Genomic DNA, 17,213 nt, shown 5'->3' on the forward strand with positions numbered 1-17,213 from the left:
GTATCCCCACCGGCGTCCAACCCCGGGGATACGGCCCTTCGCCGCGTGCTGAGCCCTCGGCCGTCAGACCGCGATGGCGACCTCGGCGAGACCGCCCTGCCGCGCGACGACCGTGCGGTCCGCGGTGCCGCCGGGCACCAGGGCGCGGACCGTCCAGGTGCCCTCCGCCGCGTAGAAACGGAACTGCCCCGTCGCGGAGGTCGGGACCTCCGCGGTGAACTCGCCCGTCGAGTCCAGCAGACGCACGTAGCCCGTCACCGGCTCGCCGTCGCGGGTCACCTGACCCTGGATCGTGGTCTCACCGGGCTTGATCGTCGAGGCGTCCGGGCCGCCGGCCTTCGCTCCACACATGCTGTCTCTCCAGAGGGTCTGAGGGGTTACTTGCCGGAGCCCAGCTCGATCGGCACGCCGACGAGGGAGCCGTACTCGGTCCAGGAGCCGTCGTAGTTCTTGACGTTCCGCACGCCCAGCAGCTCGTGCAGGACGAACCAGGTCAGGGCCGAGCGCTCACCGATGCGGCAGTAGGCGATCGTGTCCTTGGCGAGGTCGACGTCCTCGGTGGCGTACAGCTCCTTCAGCTCGTCGTCCGACTTGAAGGTGCCGTCGTCGTTGGCGTTCTTCGACCACGGGATGTTCTTCGCGGACGGGACGTGGCCCGGACGCTGCGACTGCTCCTGCGGCAGGTGCGCCGGGGCGAGCAGCTTGCCGGAGAACTCGTCGGGCGAGCGCACGTCGACCAGGTTCTGCGAGCCGATCGCGGAGACGACGTCGTCGCGGAAGGCGCGGATCGCGGTGTTCTGCGGCTTGGCCTGGTACTCGGTCCTGGCGCGCTCGGGCACCTCGTCGCCGCCGACCAGTTCGCGGGCGTCCAGCTCCCACTTCTTGCGGCCGCCGTCGAGGAGCTTGACGCTGTCGTGGCCGTACAGCTTGAAGTACCAGTAGGCGTACGACGCGAACCAGTTGTTGTTGCCGCCGTACAGGACCACCAGCGTGTCGTTGGCGATGCCCTTCTCCGACAGGAGCTTCTCGAAGCCCTCCTGGTCGATGAAGTCGCGGCGGACCGGGTCCTGGAGGTCCTTGGTCCAGTCGATGCGGATCGCGTTGCGGATGTGGTTCTTCTCGTAGGCGGACGTGTCCTCGTCCACCTCGACGAGGGCGACGTTCGGGTCGTCCAGGTGGTCCTGGACCCAGTCGGCGTCTACGAGGACGTCGCTGCGGCTCATGCTCTTTCTCCTCCGGGGCAGTTACGGCGGGGCGTGCGAGTAGAGATACGAGTCGAGAGGGGCGCGCGCACGGGGCGCACCGGTGCCCTTCCAGCAGGGCGGCCGGGAGATGCGCGGTCCGGGGGACCTTCGCTCAGAAGGGGCGACAGAGCATGGCGGCAACGCGGCACAGGTCCACTGCCCGCCGCTTCGTGAGATCCGCCTGTCGCTTCATGGGTCGATCGTAGGGACGTACGGGCACGCGTGTCACCGGCGTGTCATATGGCGAGACAGGATCGTCCGAATGGCGGGAAGAGAAGAGCGCCCGCCGGGCCGCCGTCGCGGCCGGAGGGCGCTCGGGCACCTCGCGTATCTACGGTACGGACGTCGCCGTCTCGCCAGCCGGACACCCGGCGTCCATCGCCCCGTACCGTCCGGCCTGGGCCCCTACCCCGCCAGCCGCACGTGCGAACCCTTCACGCTGACGTCCACGCCGTCCTGCGCGGCCCGCACCTGGTCGATCTTGATCCCGCCGGGCAGCTGGTCGACGGCCTGCTGGAAGTCGGTGATCGAGCGCACCCGGTCCTCGGCGAGCGAGAGGCCGCCGATCGCGGGCAGCGAGTCGGCGCGCACCCGCACCCTGCCGTCCTCGACCGTCACCGAGCTGAGCACCGACAGCGACTTGTCCACGGGAATCCCGGCGAACGCGCCCTTGACCCGCACCGCCACCTTGATCTTGCCGTTCCCGCCGTCCGAGAGACCGACGACATGGGCCCGCACGCCCGGGACGATGTCGGTCGGCTCCGACTTCGCCGCCTTCAGCAGCTCGCCGTAGGAGATCGTGGCCGTGCCGGTCGCGGCGGCGGCGACGGCCGAGGAGTAGTCCCCGGAGAAGGTGACGTCCTTCATGTGGGCCTTGAGGTCGTCCACGCGGATCGTCTGGCCGGCCTTGCCGGTGGCGGCCTGGTAGTCCTTGATGCCCACCTCGACGTCGTCCAGCGAGCCGCCCGCCACCTGGGTCAGGAACGGGAAGCCCTTGATGTCCACGTCCGGGGTGGTGGCCAGGTTCTCCGACGCCTTCACCTTGTCCGCGGCCTTCCCCTCCGCGACGTGCACGGCGACCCGGTCCACCACCACGAAGAGCGCGCCCAGGATCACGGCGATGATCAGAAGTATTCGCAGCGCGCGCATGTGGTGGTTCCCCCAGGTCGGTCAGGTCGTCAGGTCGGTGACGGCTTTCGGAATCCGGTACGGCTACGCCACGGTAACCCGCCTGGTGACGGCCGTACGGCGATTGTGGATCGGTTGTGACAGCCGGTACCCGACCTACCCTGGAGTCATGTACGCACGGCGGCGGCACGTCTACTTCGCCATGATGGCGGTCTGCGTCGGGCTCTTCGTCCTGGCGTGGGGAGTCGTACGGCTCTGGTCCGTCCCGGCGGCCGTCGGCATGTGCGTGGTGGCCATGGTCATCCCGCCGGTCGCCGCGATGGTCGCGAACCGGCGGGGTCCCGACGACCGCTGGTGGGACGACCCCTCCGGCGACCCGAAGTCCGACGAGTGGTGGGACGAACTGGACGGCAAGAAGCGTCCCCGCCCCTGAGGCCGCCTCGCCGTCAGTAGACGAGCGCCTGCGCGTCGTCGGCCAGCGCCTCCTGCACGAAGACCTGCGCGCCCGCGATCCGCACGCCCTCGATCACGTCCCGCTCCGTGATCTCCCGGCGCGCCGCGCACTGCGTGCACAGCGTCAGCCGGCCCGCCGCGAGCACCGAGTCGATCAGGTCCGGCAGCGGCGCCGCGTGCGGCAGCTCGAACTCGGCCGCCCGGCCCGGCAGCGCGAACCAGGACGACTCCCCGGTCAGCCACAGCGACACCTCGACCCCGCTGGCCACGGCCACCGCCGCCACCGTGAACGCCTGCGAGCAGCGCTCGGGGGCGTCCGCCCCCGCCGTCACCTTGATCACCAGCTTCTTCGCCATGCCCGGAAGCCTAGCGGCTTTCGTCAACCTCTGTACGGAATGCGACAGTTGCACTACTCTGCGTACTGATGGGCTGTTACGAGCATGGCCCATTCCGGGGGCGGGCGCGTGCGAAACGGCCGCTAGTTCCACAGCGGGCGCTCCAAATTCCACAAATTCCACAGTCCGGGAGGGTGCGGTGCCGCAGCGCAGGGCGATCACGGGTCGCAGTCAGGAACCGAGGGTCCGGTTCACCGAGGAGCTGCGGTTACTGCGCGCCGAGCGGGGCCTGTCCCTGCGGGCGCTGGCCGAGGTGGTGGGCTGGGACGCGTCCCTCCTCGGCAAACTGGAAAAGGGCCACACGCTGGGGGGACCGGAGGTGGTGCAGGCTCTCGACCACTTCTACAACACCTCCGACAAGCTGCTCACGCTGTGGGAGTTGGCCGTTGCCGACCCTACGCAGTTCAAGGAGCGGTATCGGCGGTACATGGTGCTGGAGGCTGAAGCGGTGAGTATGTGGCAGCACTCGCCAAGCATCGTTCCTGGGCTGTTGCAGACCCCCCAGTACGCCATCGAGCTGCTGATGCAAGGTGGCCTGACGGGCGTTGAGCTGGATAAGCAAGTGTCTGCTCGTATGGGTCGTCGTGAGGTGTTGCTGGCGGATGGCGGTCCACAGTTCCGCGTCATCCTTTCTGAAGCGGCGCTACGCAGCCCGCTTGGCGATCCAGAGCAGTGGCGGACGCAACTCTGCCATCTCCTCGCGATGGCGGAGCGTCCTAACATCACCGTCCAGGTACTGCTGCTGTCCGCTGGACTGCATGGGCTGCCCAACACCGACACCATGTTTCTGCGAGGGCTTGGCGGCCAGACGGTCGCCTGGGTCGAGACCGGCTACTCGGGCGAGCTGGTCCAGGAAAATCAGGCCGTTGAACGTCTCCAACTCCGATACGATCGAGTACGCGATCTGGCCCTATTGCCGGATAGGTCGCGGGAGTTCATCGAACGGATGCTGGAGGAAGCGCCATGCGAGCCATCGACCTGAGCACCATCACGTGGCGCAAGAGCTCTTACAGCAACCCGGACGGCGGCAACTGCCTCGAAGTCGCCGCCAACATCTCCTCCCTCGTCCCTGTCCGGGACAGCAAGGACACCCGCCTCACCCCCCTCATCCTCACCGCCTCCGCATGGGCCGGCTTCGTGGACGGGGTCAAGACGGGCGCCCTCTAACACCGGACTGATCGCGGGAGTTCATCGAACGGACGCTGGAGGAAAAGCCATGCGAGCCATCGACCTGAACACCATCACGTGGCGCAAGAGCTCTCACAGCAACTCGACCGGCGGCAACTGCCTCGAAGTCTCCGACGACCTCCTCCGCGCCGCCGACTGGCACAAGAGCAGCTACAGCAACGCTTCCGGTGGCGCCTGCCTCGAAGTCGCCGCCAACGTCCCCTCCCTCGTCCCCGTCCGGGACAGCAAGGACACCCGCCTCACTCCCCTCCTCCTCACCGCCTCCGCGTGGGCCGGCTTCGTGGACGGGGTGAAGGCGGGCGCCCTCTGACAGGCGGGTGACCGGCTACTCGGCGTCCTTGATGTACTTCTCGTACTCGGCGGCGCTGAGCAGGGCGTCCAGCTGGGCCTTGTCCGAGACGGTGATCTCGATCATCCAGCCGTCGCCGTACGGGTCGGTGCTGACGGTCTCGGGGTCGTCGACGAGGTCACTGCTGGTCGCGGCGATCGTGCCGGAGACCGGCATGTAGACCTCGGACACCGACTTGACGGACTCGACGGTGCCGAACGGATCCCCCGCGTCGAGCCGGGTGCCGGCCTGTCGCAGCTCTACGAAGACCACGTCACCGAGCTGTTTCTGGGCGTAGTCGGTGATGCCGACACGCGCCTTGTCGCCGGTGACCAGGACCCACTCGTGGTCCTTGCTGTACATGCGGTCGTCGGGGATGGTCATGGTGCCCTCCGCTGGAAGGTCCGGAACGGTCGCCGAGAGCGTCCTACACCTTGGGGCCCGTTTCCGGGACCGTCCCCCGTCCGGGTGAGTCCCCGGTCCGGGCCACCTCGCCGGGAGGGACCGGCCCCGGCCGCGTAAGCTGGGGGCCGGCTCTGTCGTATGCCCACCCTCGCTCAAGGAGCACCCGTGGAGATCTTCTTCGAAACCCTGCTGGTCCTGGTCTGCGTCGGCGTGCTCGCCTTCGCCGGTCTGACCGTGAAGAAGCTGTACCAGGGCCAGCGCTGATCCACACCTAGGAAAGCTTTCCCATGATCGAGATCCCGTCCGACCTGCACAAGGACCTCGTCCCGCTCGCCTTTCTGCTCGGCAACTGGGCCGGTGCGGGCGTGCACGACTTCCCCGGCTCACAGAAGTGCAACTTCGGCCAGGAGGTCAGCTTCAGCCACGACGGCCGGGACTTCCTGGAGTACCACTCCCACTCCTGGGTGCTGGACAACGACGGCAACAAGGTCCGCCCGCTGGAGTCGGAGTCCGGCTTCTGGCGGATCGACGCCGGCCGCCGGGTCGAGGTCACGATGACCCGCGACGACGGCACGGTGGAGATCTGGTACGGCGAGATGGCAGACAAGAAGCCGCAGATCGACCTGGTCACGGACGCGGTGGCGCGCACCGCCGCCGCGCAGCCCTACAGCGGCGGCAAGCGGCTGTACGGGTACGTGAAGAGCGACCTGATGTGGGTCGGCGAGAAGCAGACCCCCGAGGTCGAGCTGCGCCCCTACATGTCGGCCCACCTGAAGAAGGTCGTCACCGCCGAGGACGTCGAACGCTGGGCGAAGGCCCTCCCGGACGACATGCCCGACGACGGCATCGCCTTCTTCAAGTAGTCCTACACTCGTCGGTGTGGTGAGCACCGACTGGAAGAGCGACCTCAGGCAGCGCGGCTACCGGCTGACGCCGCAGCGGCAGCTTGTCCTCGAAGCCGTGGACACCCTGGAGCACGCGACCCCCGACGACATCCTCGTGGAAGTGCGGAAGACGGCGTCGGGGGTCAACATCTCCACCGTCTACCGGACGCTGGAGCTGCTGGAGGAGCTGGGCCTGGTCAGCCACGCCCATCTGGGGCACGGGGCGCCGACCTACCACCTGGCCGACCGGCACCACCATCTGCACCTGGTGTGCCGGGACTGCGAGAACGTCATCGAGGCCGACGTCGAGGTGGCCGCCGAGTTCACGGAGAAGCTGCGTAGGCAGTTCGGGTTCGACACCGACATGAAACACTTCGCGATCTTCGGCCGGTGCCGGGACTGCTCCCTGAAGGGCTCAACTACCACGTCGTAGGCTTGGCGTATGAAGAGCCCCCTGCTGTCCCTGCCCGGCGCCGTCCCCGCCGAAGGAGTGGACGAAGGCGTCGCCGCGCACTACGGAGACCTGTTCCGCGAGCAGCGCGCCCTCGCCGACGGCACCGGTTTCGTCGACCTCTCGCACCGCGGTGTCCTCACCGTCAGCGGCGCGGACCGGCTGAGCTGGCTGCACCTCCTGCTCACCCAGCACGTCAGCGACCTGCCGCCCGGCGAGGCCGCCGAGGCGCTGGTCCTCTCCGCGAACGGGCACATCGAGCACGCCCTGTACCTGGTGGACGACGGCAGCACCGTGTGGGCGCACGTCGAGCCCGGCACCCAGGAGGCGCTGATCGCCTACCTGGAGTCGATGAAGTTCTTCTACCGGGTCGAGGTCGCCGACCGCACCGATGACATCGCCGTCGTCCAGCTGCCCGCCGGTTCCATCGCCGAGGTGCCCGAGGGCGTCGTCGTACGCGAGACGCCGTACGGGCGGGACCTGTTCCTGCCGCGCGCGGACCTGGAGGAGTTCGCGGCCGGGCACGGGCCCGCCGCCGGGCTGCTCGCGCACGAGGCGCTGCGGGTCGAGCAGCACCGGCCCCGGCTCGGCTTCGAGACCGACCACCGGACCATCCCGCACGAGCTGGGCTGGATCGGCACGGCCGTGCACCTCCAGAAGGGCTGCTACCGGGGGCAGGAGACCGTCGCCCGGGTGCAGAACCTCGGCAAGCCGCCGCGCCGCCTGGTCTTCCTGCACCTGGACGGCAGCGAGGTCCACCTCCCGGCGCCGGGCACGGAGATCCGGCTCGCCGACGAGGGGCCCGACGGCCGCAAGATCGGCTTCGTGACGACGTCCGCCCGCCACCACGAGCTGGGCCCGGTGGCGCTCGCCCTGGTCAAGCGGAACGTACCGGTCGACGCGCGACTGGTGGCCGGCGAGACGGCCGCCGCGCAGGAGACGGTCGTCGAGCCGTAGGTGTGCCGCCCCGGGACGCGGTGACACGCGTGCCGGGCCGCCGTGCGCGATCCTGTCCGGCGTACGGCCCGCTCCGAGGAGCGGATCAAGCGCTGAGCGCTTTCCCATCCGTCCCCGGTGCGGCGCGGAACGCCTCGATCACGTAGGTGGCGAAGCGGCGGGAGGACGCGAGCCGGGTGGCCCGCGGCGCGTCCTGGAGGCCCCGGTGGGCCATGAGCATGAGGATCAGGTCGTCGACGACGAAGTCACGGCGGAGCCGGCCGGTCTCCTGGGCGCGGCGGGACAGCTCGGCGACCGCGCGCACCGTCCGCTCCCGGTCGGCGGCGAAGTCCATGGCCTCGGGGAACGCCGTCATGAAGGCGTCGGCGAACCCCCGGCTGTGCGCGTGGAGTTCGCAGACGCGCTCGACCAGGTCCCGGAACCCGTGCCAGGGGTCCGGGTCCGCGAGGGCGTCGCGGACGGCGGCGTGGCAGGCCCGCCGCTGCTCGGCGAAGGTCTCCCGGATCAGTTCCCGCTTGGTCGGGAAGTGCCGGTACAGCGTGGCGGGACCGACGCCCGCCTGCCGGGCGACCTCACGCATGGGCGCGTTCAGGCCCTCCTCACCGAACACCGCGCGGGCGGCGTCCAGGACGCGGGCGCGGTTGTCACGGGCGTCGGAGCGGGTGAGGTGAGGCAAACGGCCGGTCACGGCTTCTCACTTTAGCCAAGCGGACGGGTCCGTCCGTTACGGTCCGATGACAGCACCCGCCCGACCTGAGGAGCGCAGATGAGAGCCGTCGTGATCAGGGAGTTCGGCAGCCCTGAAGGCCTGGAGGTCGTCGACTTGCCCGTACCCGTACCCGCCCCGGGGCAGGTACGGATCACCACGGAGGCGATCGGCGTGGGCGGTGTGGACGCGGTGATCCGCCGGGGAACGCTCGCCGCGTACGGCTTCCGGGCGGGCCATCTGCTGGGCAGCGAGGTGGCGGGGAGCGTCACGGCGGTGGGGGAGGGCGTGGACGCGTCGTGGACGGGGCGGCGGGTGTGGGCGTTCACCGGCCTGTCCGGGGGCTATGCCGAACAGGCCGTCGCCTCGGTCGCCGACATCCTTCCACTGCCTGACGGCCTGACCGGCGCGGACGCGGTGACGCTCGGCGGTTCCGGTGTGGTCGCCCACTTCGCCCTGGACCGCGCCCGCCTCGCGCCCGGCGAGGCGGTGCTCGTGCGGGGTGCGGCGGGCAGCATCGGGATCACGGCGGTCCAGCTCGCGGTCAGGGGCGGTGCGGGCGCGGTGGCGGTCACCACGTCGTCGCCGGAACGCGGCGCCCGCCTCCGTGAACTGGGCGCGACCCACGTCCTCGACCGCTCCGGCGCGGGCGGCCCGGACACGCCGTCGGGCTTCGACGTGGTGCTCGACGTCGTCGCAGGACCTCAGCTCCCCCTCTTCCTGGACATGCTGAACCCCAACGGGCGGTACATGGCCCTCGGCGTGGTCGGCGGACCACCACCGGCGGACTTCGGCACGCGCCTGACCGCCGCCTTCCGCAAGTCCCTCTCCTTCACCACCCTCAGCTCCGACACCGTCCCCGCCTCCGCCCAACAGACCGTACGCTCGTCCCAGTTCACCGACGCCGCACACGGGACCCTGCGCACGGTCGTCCACGAGGTGCTGCCACTGGACCAGGCGGCGCGGGCCCACCGGGAGATGGACGCGGGGCGGGTGTTCGGGAGGGTTGTGCTGGTGCCCTGAGCCGGGTCGCGGGCCGCAATGGCAGACATCAACTTGTCTGCACATCAGCCTCGTTGGAACGGCTCATTAACCCGAATGCTCCCAGACGCCTCGGGCGACTCGGCAGATGCTGGAAGAAGCGCCGTGCGAGCCGTCGACTTGAACGGCGTGACCGCCTAACGGGATGGCGCCTGTGCTGTATGACATGGACGCGCGGGCGAGTACGACGGTCCACCGGCGGGAGGACCCGGACGCCTGGTACGCGGCCGTCGACAGCGACGTCCCCCTCGTGACGCAGTGGGACGACGGCGCGCACCGGGGCCCAGGACCGGGAAAGCTGGCCACCAGTTCCTCCTCCATGCCGTCCGTGGTCTACGCGCTGCTGCGGGACCTGGAGGTCGAGGGCGGCATGCGGGTGCTGGACGTCGGCACGGGTACCGGCGAGACGGCCGGCGCGCTGACCCACCGTCTCGGACGAGGCCGGGTGACGACCGTCGACGTGGACGGCGCCGTGTCCGCCGCCGCCCGCGAACGCCTGTGCCGACAGGGCCTGGACCCGGAGGTGGTCGTGGGCGACGGCCAGGCCGGCCACGCCGCCACGGCACCGTACGACCGTGTCCTCGCCACAGTCGGCATCCGCCGGGTACCGCCCGCCTGGCTCCGGCAGACCCGGCCCGGCGGCACGATCCTCGCCCCCTGGGGGACCGCTTACGGCAACGCCGACGCGATGATCCGTCTCCGGGTCCGGGGCGGGACGGCCATCGGCCCCTTCACCCGGCCCGTCTGGTTCTACGGGCTCACCGACCTGTCCTGGGCCTGCGTGATGTTCCGGGACGGCGGACACCGCGCCACCGTCTGGCAGTCGGGGCCCCGGCGCCTCTGGGACGAGGTGGCCGACGCCCACCGGTGGTGGCGGGGCCACGGCTCCCCCGACGTGACCCGGTTCGGCCTCACCGTCGACGCGCACGGGCAACACGCCTGGCTGGACGACCCCGCGCACGAGCCCTGGCCCCTCCGAGGAGGCGGATGAGCACCGCCCCCGTGCCGTCCCCACGTCCTTCCGCTGGGACTGGGAGCAGGACGCCGGGCCCGGTCCGTCCGTCAGGACAGTGCCCGGCCCAGGACCCACACCACCGGTGCCGCCGCCGACAGGGGCAGGGCGACGCCCGCCGTGAAGTGGACGAAGCGGGACGGGTAGTCGTAGCTCGCGACCCGGTGGCCGATGAGGGCGCAGGCACCGGCGGCGGCGCCGAGGAAGGCGCCCTTGGTGCCGAGGTCCGTCATGCCGCCCACCGCGATGCCCGCACCGGCCGCCGCGAGCAGGGCGACGACCACCGAGGCCGGGGTCGGCAGGGGCAGGGCGCGGGCCAGGACCGCCACGGCCACCGCCGCCGCGCCGACCGTCACCGCGTGGGTGCCGGCGCCCAGGTAGGCCGTCGCCAGGACCGTCAGGGACGCGGAGACGACCGTCGCCATCAGGCCGTACATCCGCTCGTCCGGCGAGGCGTGCGAGCGGAGCTGGAGGACCAGGGAGAGCAGGACCCACAGGCCCAGCGGGCCGAGGATCGCCGCCGGGGCGTCGTCGCGGCCCGCGACCAGGACCGCCGCGTCCGCCGCCAGGCCGCCCGCGAAGGCGAGCGCGATGCCCTGCCGGGCCGGCCACATGCCGTTGAGCCGGAACCAGCCCGCCGCCGTCACCGCCTGGAGCAGCACGAGCGGCACCAGGAGGGCGAAGGAGGCGACCGGCGCCGTGACCGCCAGCAGCAGGCCGAGCAGCGCGGTCAGCAGCGCCGGCCGCATGCCGGGCTCGATGATCGGCGAACGGCCCTCCAGGCGGGCCCGCTGCGCGTCGGTGACCCGGGAGTTGCCGGCGAGCGTCGCGGGACCGTACTCCGGTTCCGCCTCGGAGGAAGCGGGGGAAGCGGATGGTGCGGGTGGGGCGGGCGGGGCCGGGACCGCCTCAGGGGCGGCGTACTGCTGCGCGTATCCGTGCGACACCGGCTGCTGGTACTGCTGGTACTGCTGGTGCTCCTGGTGCTCCTCGTACGCGGGCACCGGCGCGTGCGTCTGGGTCTCCCAGGTCTGGCCCTGCCACTGCTGGGTCGTCTGGGAGTCGTAACCCCCCTGGTCCTCATAGCCCTCGTACGAGCCGGCGTGCCGCTGCTCGTGCGTGGGCCAGGCCCCCGGCTGCGGCTGCGGCTGCCCGTACGGGTCGTAGTCGTAGCCCTCGTAGGGGCCGCCGTTCTGATACGGCTGCTCGGTCATCGCTCACCCTCCTGCGAACGGCGGGAGCACCTCGACCGTGCCGCCCTCGGCCAGCCGTACCGTCTCGTGCGCGCGGGTCCCGACGGGGTCGCCGTCGACGAGGAACGAGCATCGCTGGAGCACGCGCGTGAGTTCACCGGGGTGCCGCGCGCGTACGGCGGCCAGCGCCTCGGCGAGGGAGTCCGCGTCGTACGGCTCCTCGGCGACCTGGGCGGCGGCCTTCGCGGCGGCCCAGTAGCGCACCGTGACCTTGGGCATCTGATTCCTCAATCGAACGCTCGGCAGAACACAGAGACGGAAGACGGATGGTGCCAGGCTAGCCCGCCGCGGCCGACGCCTCGCTCGCCCAGCCCCCGATCCGGGCGAGCAGGGCGTCCGGCGCCGCGTTCTCGGCGTGGCCCATGCCCGGCTCGATCCACAGTTCCGCGTGGTCACCGGCCGCCTCGGCGAGCATCCGGGGGTGGTCGAGCGGGAAGTAGCCGTCGTGGGTGCCGTGCACGATCAGCAGCGGGGCGGGCGCGATCCGGGAGGCGGCTTCCGTGGGAGAGAGGGGTACGGGGTTCCAGTCGCGGGAGTGGATGCGGGTGCGCAGGCCGTAGCGGCCGACCAGGCGGCCGGCGGGGCGGGTGACCAGCCAGTGCAGGCGGCGCATGGGGGCGGTGCCCCGGTAGTACCAGCGGGCGGGGGCACTGACCGAGACCACCGCGTCCACCGCGCCGGGGGCGAGGGCCGCGTGCCGCAGCACCACCGAGCCGCCCATGGAGAAGCCGACCGTCACCACCCGGCCGTGGCCGAGAGCGCGGGCCCGGTCCACGGCGGCGGCCAGGTCGAGGACCTCCTTGTCGCCGACCGTGGAGTGGCCGCCGGAGCGTCCGTGGCCGCGGAAGGAGAAGGTGACGACGGCGCCGTACTCCCGCAGCACGCCCGCCACCCTTCGGACGTGTGGACGATCCACGTCCCCCGTGAAGCCGTGCGCGACGACGAACACCAGGTCGTGAATGGCGGGCCGGGAGGTGTCCGGAGATGATTCGTATACGGCGGTGCCCGGGTCGTATACGGAATCGATCGGAATTCCGTCGGAGGTGTGCAGAAACGTCCGGATAGGGGTGTGTCTGCTTGTCTCGGAATTCGGACGAACGGTGGAACGTGCCTCGCGACCTGCCGGACCGTTGCTCATGTGGGCTATTCTGCTGGGCAGAGGACTCGGGCAGCGTAGCCCCCGGGTCCTTTTGTGCTTTCGGAAGCGTTGTATACGAAGCGGGAAACCACAGGTGACCGCGGGTGTACGGAGCCTTCGGGATCGCAGAGCTGTTCCGTACCGCACACGTCCTCGCAGGGACCGAGGAGGAACCAGACGTATGAGTTCTCTGCTGCTCCTGACCAACGCCCTCCAGCCGTCGACGGAGGTGCTCCCCGCCCTCGGCCTGCTGCTGCACAACGTGCGCGTGGCACCCGCCGAGGGACCCGCTCTCGTCGACACCCCGGGCGCCGACGTCATCCTGGTCGACGGCCGCCGCGACCTGCCCCAGGTGCGCAGCCTGTGCCAGCTGCTGCGCTCCACCGGCCCCGGCTGTCCGCTGGTCCTCGTCGTCACCGAGGGCGGCCTCGCCGCCGTCACCGCCGACTGGGGCATCGACGACGTGCTCCTCGACACCGCCGGTCCCGCGGAGGTGGAGGCACGGCTGCGGCTCGCGATGGGCCGCCAGCAGCTCGTCAACGACGACTCCCCGATGGAGATCCGCAACGGCGACCTGTCGGTGGACGAGGCGACCTACTCGGCCAAGCTCAAGGGCCGGGTCCTCGACCTCACCTTCAAGGAGTTCGAGCTGCTGAAGTACCTCGCCCAGCACCCGGGCCGGGTCTTCACCCGCGCCCAGCTGCTCCAGGAGGTGTGGGGGTACGACTACTTCGGCGGCACCCGCACCGTGGACGTGCACGTACGGCGGCTGCGCGCCAAGCTCGGGCCCGAGCACGAGTCGCTGATCGGCACCGTCCGCAACGTGGGGTACCGGTTCGTGACCCCGGAGAAGGGCGACCGGTCCGGCGCCGGCGAGGACGCCAAGGCGAAGGCCGGCCGCGCGAAGCCGGGCACCCCGGAAAACACCGGTAACACGGGCAACACGGGCAACACGGACGCGGACCGCGTCCTGGAGGGCACCGAGCTGCACGCGGACGCGTAGCCGCGCGGGCACCGGCCCGGTTCCCGGTCGCCGGACGCCCGTGTCCGAGCGGTGATATCCGAGCGCGATATGCCCTGCCCAGGACGGGTCAATCCGCGTAGACTCCGCGCGTGGCCAAGGTGACTCGGGACGACGTGGCACGGCTGGCGGGGACCTCCACCGCCGTCGTCAGCTACGTCATCAACAACGGACCCCGGCCGGTCGCCCCGGCCACGCGCGAGCGTGTCCTCGCCGCGATCAAGGAACTGGGGTACCGGCCGGACCGGGTCGCCCAGGCGATGGCCTCGCGGCGCACGGACCTGATAGGGCTGATCATCCCGGACGCCCGTCAGCCCTTCTTCGGCGAGATGGCGCACGCGGTCGAGCAGGCCGCCTCCGAGCGCGGAAAAATGGTCCTGGTCGGCAACACCGACTACATCGGGGAACGCGAGGTCCACTATCTGCGCGCGTTCCTCGGGATGCGCGTCTCCGGTCTCATCCTCGTCTCGCACGCCCTGAACGACCTCGCGGCGGCCGAGATCGACGCCTGGGACGCCCGGGTGGTGCTGCTGCACGAGCGGCCCGAGGCCATCGACGACGTCGCCGTGGTGACCGACGACCTCGGCGGCGCCCAGCTCGCCGTCCGCCACCTGCTGGAACACGGCCATCCGTACGTCGCCTGCATGGGCGGCACGGCCGACACCCCGGCCGTCGGCGACCCGGTCTCCGACCACGTCGAGGGCTGGAAGCGGGCCATGGAGGAGGCGGGCCTGCCCACCGAGGGCCGGCTGTTCGAGGCGCCGTACAACCGCTACGACGCCTACCGGGTGGGCCTGGAGATCCTGGCCGGCCCGCAGCGGCCCCCGGCGATCTTCTGCTCCACCGACGACCAGGCGATCGGCCTGCTGCGGGCCGCGCGCGAGCTGCGCATCGACGTACCCGGCGAGCTGGCGGTGGCCGGCTTCGACGACATCAAGGAGGCCGCGCTCGCCGACCCGCCGCTGACCACGGTCGCCTCCGACCGCTCGGCGATGGCCCGCGCGGCGGTCGACCTGGTCCTGGACGACGGGCTGCGCGTCCCCGGCTCCCGGCGCGAGCGGCTGAAGACCTTCCCGTCCCGGCTGCTGGTACGGCAGAGCTGCGGCTGTTCATGAGGGCCGTCCGGCGTTCATGAGGGCCGTCTGAGAGGGTCCCGTAAGCGCCGAGAGGCGTCTTTATATCGGGCAAACACGGTTCTGCCGGGCTTCTCAGGCGACACTCAGGAAGCTCTCATGGTGGCGGGGGACTCTCTTTCCATGACCGAGAGCATCCGCCGCAGCGGCGAGTACGAGGGCGAGTACGAGTACAAGTACGAGCAGGGAAGCCCGCAGGGGCCCCAGGTCTCCTACGGCCACCACACCGCCCACTCGGCTCCCTCCGCTCCCGCTGACCCGGGCCCCGTGCGGCACGAGTGGCCGCCTCCGCCGCCGTACGAGCCGCCGACGGCCACGACGACCGCGTTCGGCGAGCCGGTGGCGGCACCGGGTCCCAGGCGCAAGCGCGCCCGGGGTCCGGTCGGCCTGCTCGCGGCGGTCGCGATCGTCGCGGCGGCGGTCGGCGGCGGCACGGCGTACGCCTTCCAGGAGCTGACCGGCAAGGACACCGTCTCCGCCGCCGGCTCCACCACCAACGTGGTGCCCACCAGCAAGAAGGGCGACGTCGCCGCCATCGCCTCGGCGGTCAGTCCGAGCGTGGTCGAGATCCAGGCCACGCTCAGCAACGGCACCTCCACCGGCTCGGGCGTGATCATCACGTCCGGCGGCGAGATCATCACCAACAACCACGTCGTCACCGGCGCCGACTCCATCAAGGTGCGCACCAACGACGGCAAGAGCTACACCGCCGAGGTCGTCGGCACCGACAGCTCCAAGGACCTCGCGCTGATCAAGCTCAAGGGCGCCTCCGGACTGAAGGCGGCGGCCCTCGGCGACTCCGACAGCGTCCAGGTGGGTGACTCGGTCGTCGCCATCGGCTCCCCCGAGGGGCTGAGCGGCACCGTCACCAGCGGCATCGTCTCCGCGCTCGACCGGGACGTGACCGTGTCGACCGACGAGAACCAGCAGCAGTCCCCGGGCGGCGGCGGTGGCGGTGGCGGCGGTGACGGGCAGTGGCCGTTCCAGTTCGGCGGCCGCGAGTTCAACGGCGACACCGGCTCGTCCACCACCACCTACAAGGCGATCCAGACGGACGCCTCCCTGAATCCCGGCAACTCCGGTGGCGCCCTGATCGACGCCGCCGGCCGGATCATCGGCATCAACTCCGCTATGTACTCGTCGAGTTCGCAGGCGTCCTCGTCCTCGGACGCGGGCAGCGTCGGCCTCGGCTTCGCCATCCCGGTCAACACCGTGAAGTCCGATCTCGCCAAGCTGCGGGCGGGCTCCGGGAACTGACACCGGGAGCTGACATCGAGGGCACAGGAACAGCCATCGCGGGCACAGGAACAGCGCCACCAGCACAGACAGCAAGGAGCAGGTCATGATCACGAAGGTTTCGCACCAGGTCACCGGCCGCGGCCCGGCCGACATCACCCTCGCTCTCTCCGTCTCCGCCCACCTCCACCCGCAGATCCCGGCCCCCCGCGCCCCCGAGAGGGTGCCGAGCCCCGTCCCCGAGATGATGGGCCTGCGCGTCTCCCCCGCCCGCCCGCACCGGCGCCGGGTGCCGCTGAAGCGCCTGAACACCATGCGCACGCTGAGCACCATGGGGGCGTGAGGCGCCGCCCTGCCCGGGCCTCGTCTGTGCCCGCCCCGGCCGCGGAACGTGCGAGGCTGTCAGAGCCCCCGACACACCAACTGACCGCACCGACCGCACCCCGAGGAATCGCGAGCGATGAGCCCCGCCGAAGGCGACCGTGACCCCCAGCGCATCCTGATCGTCGACGACGAGCCCGCCGTCCGGGAGGCCCTCCAACGCTCCCTCGCCTTCGAGGGCTACGACACGGAGGTGGCCGTGGACGGCGCGGACGCCCTGGAGAAGGCCACGGCCTACCGGCCCGACCTGGTCGTCCTGGACATCCAGATGCCCCGCATGGACGGCCTGACGGCGGCCCGCCGCATCCGCGGCGCGGGCGAGACCATCCCGATCCTCATGCTCACCGCCCGGGACACCGTCGGCGACCGGGTGACCGGCCTGGACGCCGGCGCGGACGACTACCTCGTCAAGCCCTTCGAGCTGGACGAGCTGTTCGCCCGCATCCGCGCCCTGCTGCGCCGCAGCTCCTACGCGGTCGACGTGTCGGCCGCGGCCCAGGAGGACGAGGCGCTCACCTTCGCCGACCTGCGCATGGACCTCGCCACCCGGGAGGTCACGCGCAAGGGGCGGCAGGTGGAGCTGACCCGCACCGAGTTCACGCTCCTGGAGATGTTCATGGCGCACCCGCGCCAGGTGCTGACCCGGGAGCAGATCCTGAAGGCGGTGTGGGGCTTCGACTTCGAGCCCTCCTCCAACTCCCTGGACGTGTACGTGATGTACCTGCGCCGCAAGACCGAGGCCGGCGGCGAGCCGCGCCTGGTGCACACCGTGCGGGGCGTCGGGTACGTGCTCCGCCAGGGCGGCGCCGAGTGAGGAGGCTGGTGCGCCGCTACCGGGCGCTGCCGATCCGCGCGCGAC

General features: G+C 71.0%; 23 protein-coding genes. 14 read left to right on the forward strand and 9 right to left on the reverse strand.

Translation table 11 applies throughout. The annotated features are described in order from the left end of the window. Positions 1-63 precede the first annotated feature (63 nt). From NX794_RS04915 to NX794_RS04925, 3 genes are all read right to left on the reverse strand, one after another. Positions 64-351 (reverse strand): DUF1416 domain-containing protein, encoded by a 288-nt coding sequence (locus NX794_RS04915; protein WP_031064143.1) that lies wholly within the window; start codon positions 349-351, stop codon positions 64-66. Between the two features lie 26 nt (positions 352-377). Beyond that, positions 378-1,223 (reverse strand): sulfurtransferase, encoded by an 846-nt coding sequence (locus tag NX794_RS04920; protein ID WP_258776905.1) that lies wholly within the window; start codon positions 1,221-1,223, stop codon positions 378-380. A 426-nt stretch (positions 1,224-1,649) separates the two neighbouring features. Next, positions 1,650-2,393 carry an LmeA family phospholipid-binding protein gene (locus NX794_RS04925; RefSeq protein WP_258776906.1) on the reverse strand — a complete coding sequence of 248 codons (744 nt, stop codon included), beginning with the start codon at positions 2,391-2,393 and terminating at the stop codon, positions 1,650-1,652. Between the two features lie 148 nt (positions 2,394-2,541). On the opposite strand from NX794_RS04925, the gene NX794_RS04930 reads away from it, so the two are divergent. Further along, on the forward strand, positions 2,542-2,805 hold the full coding sequence (locus NX794_RS04930) for a DUF3099 domain-containing protein (RefSeq protein ID WP_258776907.1): 264 nt from the start codon (positions 2,542-2,544) through the stop codon (positions 2,803-2,805). Positions 2,806-2,818: 13 nt separating this feature from the next. Here the strand turns inward: NX794_RS04930 and NX794_RS04935 are convergent, their stop codons facing one another. Next, positions 2,819-3,181, reverse strand: a complete 363-nt coding sequence (locus tag NX794_RS04935) for a DsrE family protein (protein WP_258776908.1) — start codon at positions 3,179-3,181, stop codon at positions 2,819-2,821. 178 nt (positions 3,182-3,359) lie between these two features. Here NX794_RS04935 and NX794_RS04940 point away from each other — a divergent pair, with 178 nt between their 5' ends. Genes NX794_RS04940 through NX794_RS04950 form a run of 3 tightly spaced genes read left to right on the forward strand, consistent with a single transcriptional unit; the run spans position 3,360 to position 4,718 of the window. Then, entirely contained in the window at positions 3,360-4,202 is an 843-nt protein-coding gene (locus tag NX794_RS04940) for a helix-turn-helix domain-containing protein (protein ID WP_258776909.1), read from the forward strand. After that, positions 4,184-4,387 carry a DUF397 domain-containing protein gene (locus NX794_RS04945; protein ID WP_258776910.1) on the forward strand — a complete coding sequence of 68 codons (204 nt, stop codon included), beginning with the start codon at positions 4,184-4,186 and terminating at the stop codon, positions 4,385-4,387. Before NX794_RS04940 ends, NX794_RS04945 begins: the two co-directional genes overlap by 19 nt. Before the next feature lie 49 nt (positions 4,388-4,436). Then, on the forward strand, positions 4,437-4,718 hold the full coding sequence (locus NX794_RS04950) for a DUF397 domain-containing protein (protein WP_258776911.1): 282 nt from the start codon (positions 4,437-4,439) through the stop codon (positions 4,716-4,718). A 15-nt stretch (positions 4,719-4,733) separates the two neighbouring features. Here NX794_RS04950 and gcvH read toward each other — a convergent pair whose 3' ends face one another. Continuing rightward, positions 4,734-5,120 (reverse strand): glycine cleavage system protein GcvH, encoded by a 387-nt coding sequence (gene gcvH, locus NX794_RS04955; protein WP_258776913.1) that lies wholly within the window; start codon positions 5,118-5,120, stop codon positions 4,734-4,736. A gap of 308 nt (positions 5,121-5,428) precedes the next feature. On the opposite strand from gcvH, the gene NX794_RS04960 reads away from it, so the two are divergent. From NX794_RS04960 to ygfZ, 3 genes are read left to right on the forward strand one after another with little or no spacing between them, the layout of a single operon-like run. Continuing rightward, positions 5,429-6,004 (forward strand): heme-binding beta-barrel domain-containing protein, encoded by a 576-nt coding sequence (locus NX794_RS04960; RefSeq protein ID WP_258776914.1) that lies wholly within the window; start codon positions 5,429-5,431, stop codon positions 6,002-6,004. 16 nt (positions 6,005-6,020) lie between these two features. After that, entirely contained in the window at positions 6,021-6,458 is a 438-nt protein-coding gene (locus NX794_RS04965) for a Fur family transcriptional regulator (RefSeq protein WP_258776915.1), read from the forward strand. Between the two features lie 9 nt (positions 6,459-6,467). Next, on the forward strand, positions 6,468-7,433 hold the full coding sequence (gene ygfZ, locus NX794_RS04970; RefSeq protein WP_258776916.1) for a CAF17-like 4Fe-4S cluster assembly/insertion protein YgfZ: 966 nt from the start codon (positions 6,468-6,470) through the stop codon (positions 7,431-7,433). 85 nt (positions 7,434-7,518) lie between these two features. Here ygfZ and NX794_RS04975 read toward each other — a convergent pair whose 3' ends face one another. After that, complete coding sequence (locus NX794_RS04975; protein WP_258776917.1) at positions 7,519-8,121, reverse strand: TetR/AcrR family transcriptional regulator; 603 nt, start codon at positions 8,119-8,121, stop codon at positions 7,519-7,521. 78 nt (positions 8,122-8,199) lie between these two features. On the opposite strand from NX794_RS04975, the gene NX794_RS04980 reads away from it, so the two are divergent. Together NX794_RS04980 and NX794_RS04985 are read left to right on the forward strand one after the other, a co-directional pair. After that, complete coding sequence (locus tag NX794_RS04980) at positions 8,200-9,162, forward strand: zinc-dependent alcohol dehydrogenase family protein (RefSeq protein WP_258776918.1); 963 nt, start codon at positions 8,200-8,202, stop codon at positions 9,160-9,162. A gap of 163 nt (positions 9,163-9,325) precedes the next feature. Further along, complete coding sequence (locus NX794_RS04985) at positions 9,326-10,171, forward strand: methyltransferase domain-containing protein (RefSeq protein ID WP_258776919.1); 846 nt, start codon at positions 9,326-9,328, stop codon at positions 10,169-10,171. Positions 10,172-10,242: 71 nt separating this feature from the next. Here the strand turns inward: NX794_RS04985 and NX794_RS04990 are convergent, their stop codons facing one another. The 3 genes from NX794_RS04990 to NX794_RS05000 are packed head-to-tail and all read right to left on the reverse strand — an operon-like array spanning position 10,243 to position 12,583. Then, complete coding sequence (locus NX794_RS04990; protein ID WP_258776920.1) at positions 10,243-11,406, reverse strand: hypothetical protein; 1,164 nt, start codon at positions 11,404-11,406, stop codon at positions 10,243-10,245. 3 nt (positions 11,407-11,409) lie between these two features. Next, positions 11,410-11,664, reverse strand: a complete 255-nt coding sequence (locus tag NX794_RS04995; protein WP_258776921.1) for a MoaD/ThiS family protein — start codon at positions 11,662-11,664, stop codon at positions 11,410-11,412. Positions 11,665-11,722: 58 nt separating this feature from the next. Then, complete coding sequence (locus NX794_RS05000) at positions 11,723-12,583, reverse strand: alpha/beta hydrolase (RefSeq protein WP_258776922.1); 861 nt, start codon at positions 12,581-12,583, stop codon at positions 11,723-11,725. 181 nt (positions 12,584-12,764) lie between these two features. Between NX794_RS05000 and NX794_RS05005 the strand changes: the two genes are divergently transcribed. The 5 genes from NX794_RS05005 to NX794_RS05025 all read left to right on the forward strand — a co-directional run bounded on the left by NX794_RS05005 (position 12,765) and on the right by NX794_RS05025 (position 17,168). After that, on the forward strand, positions 12,765-13,586 hold the full coding sequence (locus tag NX794_RS05005; RefSeq protein ID WP_258776923.1) for a response regulator transcription factor: 822 nt from the start codon (positions 12,765-12,767) through the stop codon (positions 13,584-13,586). Positions 13,587-13,696: 110 nt separating this feature from the next. Further along, complete coding sequence (locus NX794_RS05010) at positions 13,697-14,719, forward strand: LacI family DNA-binding transcriptional regulator (RefSeq protein WP_258776924.1); 1,023 nt, start codon at positions 13,697-13,699, stop codon at positions 14,717-14,719. Between the two features lie 141 nt (positions 14,720-14,860). After that, positions 14,861-15,994, forward strand: coding sequence for a S1C family serine protease (locus NX794_RS05015; protein WP_258776925.1), 1,134 nt, complete (start codon positions 14,861-14,863; stop codon positions 15,992-15,994). Positions 15,995-16,079: 85 nt separating this feature from the next. Next, positions 16,080-16,316 (forward strand): hypothetical protein, encoded by a 237-nt coding sequence (locus NX794_RS05020; RefSeq protein WP_258776926.1) that lies wholly within the window; start codon positions 16,080-16,082, stop codon positions 16,314-16,316. Positions 16,317-16,433: 117 nt separating this feature from the next. Next, complete coding sequence (locus NX794_RS05025; protein WP_258776927.1) at positions 16,434-17,168, forward strand: response regulator transcription factor; 735 nt, start codon at positions 16,434-16,436, stop codon at positions 17,166-17,168. Positions 17,169-17,213 lie beyond the last annotated feature (45 nt).

This window comes from Streptomyces pyxinicus, from assembly GCF_024753135.1.
GTDB lineage: Bacteria > Actinomycetota > Actinomycetes > Streptomycetales > Streptomycetaceae > Streptomyces > Streptomyces pyxinicus.